The following is a 5,795-nucleotide window of genomic DNA, read 5'->3' on the forward strand; positions in this document are numbered from 1 at the left end:
ATTCGTTACATCCGCTACATCCGCTACAGAATCCGTTGCCGAACTTCCTTCTTCCATCAAACTAAATTCGTTACATCCGCTACATCCGCTACAGAATCCGTTGCCGAACTTCCTTCTTCCTTCAAACTAAATTCGTTACATCCGCTACATCCGCTACATCCGCTACAGAATCCGTTGCCGAACTTCCTTTTTCTTAAAGCCGTTCCAAAAAATTCCGCAATAATTGCTTTCCCGAAGTAGTCAAAATACTTTCCGGGTGAAACTGTACGCCTTCAATATGTGGATATTCTCGATGCCGCACGCCCATAATAGTGCCATCTTCCACCCAAGCCGTAACTTCCAAAACTTCTGGACAACTCTGCTTTTCTATTACCAAACTATGATAGCGAGTTGCAATCATCGGCGATTCCACGCCTACAAAAACTCCGATTCCTGCGTGTTCTACCTGAGAAGTTTTGCCGTGCATTAATACTGGTGCAGAAACAATTTTGCCGCCGAATACTTGACCGATACTTTGATGTCCGAGACACACGCCTAAAATTGGCAGAGTCGGCCCTAATTCTTTGATTAATTCCAGAGAAATTCCTGCATCTTCCGGCCGTCCCGGGCCAGGAGAAATTACTACTGCTGCCGGCTGCAATCGGCGAATGTCTGCTAACGAAATTTGGTCATTGCGGTAGACTTGGACTTCTTTTGCTACGGGCAACTGGGTACCGAGTTCTCCTAGATACTGTACCAAATTATATGTAAAACTGTCGTAGTTATCGATGACTATGATCACGGGTTAAGTTAGATTTTAGGTGGGAGATTTTAGATTTTAGATTGAGTCGCTGTCTAAAAGCAATAGTTTGAAGATTTTAGATAGATGCCCAAGATAAAAATAGCTGCAATATGTAGGAATAAAACCAAAAATCTCAAATTGGTCATCTAAAACCTATAATTTGCCTGGCCCATAAGTTACTAAGTAGATATGCGGGAATAAACCTTGCTGTGTAACAGAATGTGTATTGCTGTTGGCGAAGCCTCCCCCAAGGGCTGATGCTGCGCTTCACTTCCTTTCACTCTCTTCGGAGATACTTATGTATTTTCCCACTCATTTACTTAACGGAGGACGATCGCAATTTGCACCACTTCCCACAACGGAGGAAGTAGCAGTGCACCAGCGACTATCGCCGCGGCCATTGCGGATACCAGAACGGCTCCGGCAGCGCAGTCTTTGGCAATTTTGGCTAGTTCGTGGTAAGATTGCCCGACGCTCAAGTCTACCACTGATTCGATCGCCGTATTCAACAATTCCATTGCTAAAACTATACCAATTGTGACACCGATCACTGAAATTTCTACAGGTTTGAGGTGCAAAAACAGTCCTAGTCCGATCGCCAAAGTTCCTATAACAGTGTGAATCCGAAAATTGCGCTGAGTTTCAAAAGCATAGGTTAGCCCACCCCAAGCATACCGAAAACTTGTAGCTAAGCTAGAGGCGATTTTCCAGGACAACTCTCGCTTGTATTTCAAGGCTTTCTTCGGCTCGTGGACTGTAGGCATGGCAGAATCTGGAGGCACGATCGCAAACGGTGGGATGTTTGATGAAATTGACGGTTGATCTAGTGGCATAAACAACCAACTTTAAGTTACAGAGATTAACGAAAGCTAGACATTGAAAATTTACTTCATCAAGTCTAATTAACTTTCCTAAGTTTTTACTAAAGTTTTGGTGTAATTTCAGAAAGTTATGTTTGGCTTGACATGATTTGTTAAGTGACCATCAAAGTCAGTTATGCTGTTTGGATCTCAAGTCCGATCGCCCGCAGCAGTGTTTCTTGTCGATCGAGCATTTGAGTCAGACTCTCGTCATCCGGGTGATCCCAGCCCAAAAGATGTAGAAAACCGTGGGATGCGAGCCAAGCTAGTTCAGTCTTTAGGGGATGTCCTTGCTGCTGGGCTTGTCGCTGCGCTGTGTCGATCGAGATGATGATATCACCCAAGTATAGAGGTTCCGATAACTGCATTTCCTCTAGCTGAGGACAGTTTACCTCTAAAGCTGCGAAAGCTAGTACATCAGTCGATCGATCTTGTTGGCGGTACTGGGCGTTGAGCGCTTGGATATCGGCATCGGCGGTTAAACGCAGGCTGACTTCGTAGCCCGGGGCTTCTGGCACATCTGCTTGCTGGTTTTCCAGCCAAACGCTAAACCAATTTTCCCAGGTTTCGGCGACAATCTCCCCGCTGGGTTGATTCTCCCGGATGTTGTCAGCGTCTGCGAGCCCATAACAGTCTTCGACGTTCACCTCAATGTGCATTTTTCGGTTCTTTTGTCAAGGGATGTATTGAATTTTTTGATAAGTGAAAATTGGGCGGGCTAATCGAGTTAGTGCTTTTAGCAGGGAGATTACAACAATCTGCTGAAGATTGCAACGGGTCGATCGCGCGATCGGATCGAACCCCCCGGTATTTAACCCGCTCTTAGAGTGCGTGAGTGTGTGTACCGACGCGGTTTCAATCGGTATTCTAAGAGTTGAAATAGCGATCGAGAAAAGCCAAACCCACGAGTACGCCCAAAAGTCCACCCGCCGTCAAAGCAAAATGAAACAGAGAAGTCGCCCGCTTGCGAACCATATTCCGCATCGCTAGCTTGACATAACTCGGTGGAGGTGCATTGTTTATCGGGGCGATCGGGGTTTCGGGGGCGGACTCTTCGGAGGTTGTTGTCGAGGGAGGTTGAGTCATAGCGGTTATTTTAGAAGGTTAACAAAGAGGCTGCGGAGGACAGACTCGCCACGATGTTAACAAATATGTAACGTTTTGTGTAGAATTTTTTAGCTTTCCGATGGCAGGAGGCTGGTTTCGCGCAGCAGAGAATCGGCCCAAGCAGCATCGGATTCTGAAAGTGCAGGGACTAACTGAGCCGTATAATCGAGGGAGGGTAAAGTCATAGGCGGCGCGATCGTCAACAACTCGATATTTTGGCATTAGTTGGGGAACCAAAGCATCCGCAATCGCCACTATCAAACGACTATGTACTTCCGGCCAAAATTCAGGACTTTCTAAATAGGGATTCATCCCCGGAAATGGATTAGGCATAATAATATATTGTTGAAATTTTCCACAGCATCAACTTCTCACTCCCATCTCCCGCAACAGAGAATCAGCCCAAACAGCATCCGCTTCAGAAAGCGCAGGTACGGGTTCGGCAGTATAATCGATTCTAAAATCATAGGCAGCGCGATCGTAAACCCCATTTAATAACCCTTGTAAATCTACAATTGGTTCCACATCGCCGCCCCGCAAAGGCAAAGGAAAAGCCGGAATTGCATCCGGTAGATTAAACAAATACAAATCAGCCATAGGGCGACAATCTCCCCGACTCACCAAAATCCGGTAACTTGCGTCAATGTCGTTCCCAAAAACAGGCAGAGGTTGGTAAATTCGCAGCAAGTCAATTTCCACTAAGTGCGATCGCCCTGCGAACACCTTATCCCGCTTTTCCTCATACATCTCCCGCCCTTTACCGCGCTTGTTTGTCGGTGAAAGCAGTTCTATTACTGTAACTACTTTCCGAGTTTCCTGTTCGATTACCTGCAAATAACTTTCTCTGATTTCGACTGTTGTAGGCACTCTCACTCTCAAAGCCGTCACAGGCGATGCCATAACAGCCACATTTCCAGTGCTAGAAGTTGCTTGAATTGGCGATCGCTGCACCGCCACATCGGGAATACCGACCAATAAAGCATCTTCCCCGCTGATTTGATAAATTCTTTGTTCAATGTCCACTAAATACTTAGGTAGCAGTTGCGGAGTCAAAAAATCTGCGATCGCCACTATCAAGCGATTGTGAACGGCCCGCCAAAAATCAGGACTTTCTAAATAGGGATTCATCCCCGGAAATGGATTGGGCATAGTAATATATTGTTGAAATTTTCCACAGTATCAACCTCTCACTCCCCTCTCCCGCAACAAAACATCCGCCAAAGCAGCATCCGCTTCAGAAAGCGCAGGCATGGGTTCGGCAGTATAATCGATTTCAAAATCATAACCTGCGCGATCGTATACTTGATTAATCAGCGCCTGTAAATCCAAAACAGGCTCTACATCTTCGGGGCGTAAAGGCAAGGGAAAAGCAGGAATTGGATCGGGAAGGTTAAATAAGTATAAATCTGCGATCGGACGTTGATTGCTGCGACTGACTAAAATGCGACAGTCGCTTTCATTGGAATCTCCCAAAACTGGCAAAGGTTCCCCACCGCGCAACAAGTCTATTTCGACTAAATTGGTACTGCTATCAAATATTTTTTTGCGCTTACTACCATACTTTTCTCGACCTTCCCCCCGACGTTTATTTGCAGGTGAAAGCACTTCAATAACTGTAACAACCTCCTTTGTCGCCATGTCGATGACTTCTAAATATCCTTCCCGAAATTCTTCCGACACTGGGATTCTAACTTTTAGAGGTTCCACTGTTCTGGAAGCGACAGCAAGATTAGATAATACTGGATTTGTGGGATAGCGTTTTTGTTGGATAGATACATCAGGAATCCCGACTAATAGAGAATTTTCACCTGAGATTTCATAAATTCGCTTTTCAATCGCGACGCGGTATTTGGGGCGCAATTGCGGAGTTAGCGACTCTTTAATCGCACTAATCAGTAAATGATGAACTTCTGGCCAAAAGTCAGGACTTTCTAAATAGGGATTCATCCCCGGAAATGGATTAGGCATAGTAATATATTGTTGAAATTTTCCACAGCATCAACCTCTCACTCCCATCTCCCGCAACCAAGCATCAGCCCAAACAGCATCCGGTTCGGCAAGCGCAGGCACGGGTTCGGTAGTATAATCGATTCTAAAATCATAGGCAGCGCGATCGTAAACTGTATTCAACAAAGCCTGTAAATCTACAATGGGTTCCGCATCGTCTGGGCGCAAAGGCAATGCAAACTGAGGAATCATATCGGGTAAATTGAAAAGGTACAAATCTGCCAAAGGCTTTTGATTAGTCCGACTTACCAAAATTCGATAACTTGCCTCAATCTCATTACCAAAAACTGGTAGAGGTTGGTAACTTCGCAGCAAGTCAATCTCTACCAGGTGACTGCGACTACCAAACACTTTTTCCCGCTTTTCTTCATACATTTCTCGCCCTTTACCAGGACGTTTGTTGGCGGGTGACAGCACTTCAATCACTGTCACAACTTCCCTAGTTTCTGTATTTCGCACCTCTAAATACGCTTCCCTAAATTCCACAGGTACTGGCAGTCTTACTTTCAAAGCAGTCACAGGCGATGCGGCAACTGCGACATTAGAAGAAGTAGGGTTTGTTTGACTTGGAGAGCGCTGCACGGTGACATCTGGAATCCCCACTAATAGCGAATTATCCCCGCTAAGCTCATAAATTCTTTTTTCAATATCGACGATATACTTTGGGAGCAACTGCGGCACTAATGATTCAAAAATACTACTAATTAGCAAGTGATGTACTTGGGGCCAAAAGTCAGGACTTTCTAAATAGGGATTCATCCCCGGAAAAGGATTAGGCATAATCGTACCTCCCGTTTATTGCATCTTATCAAAAATCTCAACTGTTCGGACAGTTTCACGGTTGGCGCGGGTGTAGGCGAGAAACCGGGTTTCTGAATTCTGTGAAACGGGCGTCTCGATCCCGGTTTGTAGTGAGAACTTCAGTCCTTCTTAAAAGTTTGTAATAAAGAAGGACTGGGTGCATCTGGTGCAAGGTAAATATATTCGTAGGGGCGAAGCATGACCGCAGTCAATATGGGATTATAACTAATAACTTATAT

The 5,795-nt window shown here is 45.3% G+C and carries 8 protein-coding genes; all 8 read right to left on the reverse strand.

The genetic code is table 11. The annotated features are described in order from the left end of the window. Window positions 1-193: 193 nt before the first annotated feature. Window positions 194-781, reverse strand: coding sequence for an anthranilate synthase component II (locus QT974_RS27100; RefSeq protein ID WP_333471506.1), 588 nt, complete (start codon window positions 779-781; stop codon window positions 194-196). A gap of 320 nt (window positions 782-1,101) precedes the next feature. Next, a complete protein-coding gene (locus QT974_RS27105; protein WP_333471507.1) occupies window positions 1,102-1,614 on the reverse strand; it encodes a diacylglycerol kinase family protein in 513 nt (170 codons plus the stop codon). 161 nt (window positions 1,615-1,775) lie between these two features. Beyond that, the gene (gene ybeY / locus QT974_RS27110) at window positions 1,776-2,300 is read right to left on the reverse strand and encodes an rRNA maturation RNase YbeY (RefSeq protein WP_333471508.1); all 525 of its coding nucleotides are present in this window, start codon (window positions 2,298-2,300) and stop codon (window positions 1,776-1,778) included. 208 nt (window positions 2,301-2,508) lie between these two features. Then, the gene (locus QT974_RS27115; RefSeq protein WP_333471509.1) at window positions 2,509-2,727 is read right to left on the reverse strand and encodes a DUF3285 domain-containing protein; all 219 of its coding nucleotides are present in this window, start codon (window positions 2,725-2,727) and stop codon (window positions 2,509-2,511) included. A gap of 18 nt (window positions 2,728-2,745) precedes the next feature. Then, window positions 2,746-3,081, reverse strand: a complete 336-nt coding sequence (locus tag QT974_RS34845) for a DUF4058 family protein (RefSeq protein WP_442933217.1) — start codon at window positions 3,079-3,081, stop codon at window positions 2,746-2,748. A 30-nt stretch (window positions 3,082-3,111) separates the two neighbouring features. After that, window positions 3,112-3,897, reverse strand: a complete 786-nt coding sequence (locus QT974_RS27125) for a DUF4058 family protein (RefSeq protein WP_333471510.1) — start codon at window positions 3,895-3,897, stop codon at window positions 3,112-3,114. Between the two features lie 30 nt (window positions 3,898-3,927). Further along, on the reverse strand, window positions 3,928-4,716 hold the full coding sequence (locus tag QT974_RS27130; protein ID WP_333471511.1) for a DUF4058 family protein: 789 nt from the start codon (window positions 4,714-4,716) through the stop codon (window positions 3,928-3,930). A gap of 30 nt (window positions 4,717-4,746) precedes the next feature. Beyond that, window positions 4,747-5,535, reverse strand: coding sequence for a DUF4058 family protein (locus QT974_RS27135; RefSeq protein WP_333471512.1), 789 nt, complete (start codon window positions 5,533-5,535; stop codon window positions 4,747-4,749). Window positions 5,536-5,795: the final 260 nt, after the last annotated feature.

Source organism: Microcoleus sp. BM001215392, from assembly GCF_036700185.1.
Classification (GTDB): domain Bacteria; phylum Cyanobacteriota; class Cyanobacteriia; order Cyanobacteriales; family Microcoleaceae; genus Microcoleus.